This window comes from Streptomyces sp. NPDC004561 (assembly GCF_053602155.1).
This window is the reverse complement of record NZ_JBSGDB010000957.1, coordinates 1-1,015: the sequence shown is the minus strand read 5'-3', so window position 1 is coordinate 1,015 and position 1,015 is coordinate 1. Positions and strand designations below refer to the sequence as shown.

Genomic DNA, 1,015 nt, shown 5'->3' with positions numbered 1-1,015 from the left:
GTACTGGCTGGCCTCCTTCGGCGGGCTGCTCCTCGTCTACGGCGTGGCCACCTGGCTGCCCACCCTGATGCGCGGCGCTGGAGCACCGGGACACCGGCTGGCTGGCCGACGTCGCACACCGGCTGGCGGGCCGTCCGGTCTCCGCGGACGTGCCGTACGACCTGATGGCGGGGCTGGTGAGCCGCGCCGGCTGCGACGTACCGGTGACGGACGCCTATGTGATCGGCTGGGTCCGCAGCGTCGGCTCCGGCTGGGACCGGAGTTGCGGCCTCGCCCGGTTGCGGGACGAACCGCAGCTCGCCCAGCTGGTGGCCGGGCTGTTCACGCTCACGGATCTGCGCGAGGTCCGCTGGATGCTGGGCGACGGAGCGCACGCGTGGCAGGAGGCCCTCGCGACCCTGGCCCGGGAGGGCGTCCTCGACCGTGCGTTCCTCGTCGACGCCTGCACGGCCCGGCTGCTGCGCGGCGGCGGACCCACGGACCACCGGATCTACCTGCCGCTGCTGACCGGGCTGGCCCTGACCCGGGAGGAGGAACGGGAGCGCGTCACCGACTGGACGGCCCTGGCCCACGACGCGGTCTCCCCCGTGGCCGCGCACGCCCAGACGGTGCTCACGGCGCTGGCCCTGGACGGCGAACTGACCACGCGGCAGCTCGCCGAGGCATCCGAGGCTCTGCTGTTCCGTGCCGAGAAGAAGCTGGTCCGGGCCCAGCTGGTGCTGCTGGGCAAGGTGCTCGGCCGCGACCCGGCCGCCGCGGCGGAGCTGCTGCCGGTGGTGGCCCAGGCGTTCGGGCACGAGGACAGCCAGGTGCAGGAGCGGGCGCTCAAGCTGGTCGAACGGCACGTCGGCGCACTGGACTCCGTCGGCGGCCTCGCCGCCGCGGCCCAGCGGTTGAGTCCCGCCCTGCGCGCCCGTGCGGCGACCGCGCTGGGCCCGGCCGTGGCGGACGCGGCCGCCGCGGTGTACGCGGAGGTGCTGCCGCCCGAGCCCGAGCCGGTGCCGCTCGCGCCCGC

General features: G+C 75.9%; 1 pseudogene. It reads left to right on the top strand.

Annotated features, from left to right (window positions below):
• Nucleotides 1–149: 149 nt before the first annotated feature.
• Nucleotides 150–1,015 (top strand): annotated as a pseudogene (locus ACWEN3_RS46980) (DUF6493 family protein); the annotation flags it as partial.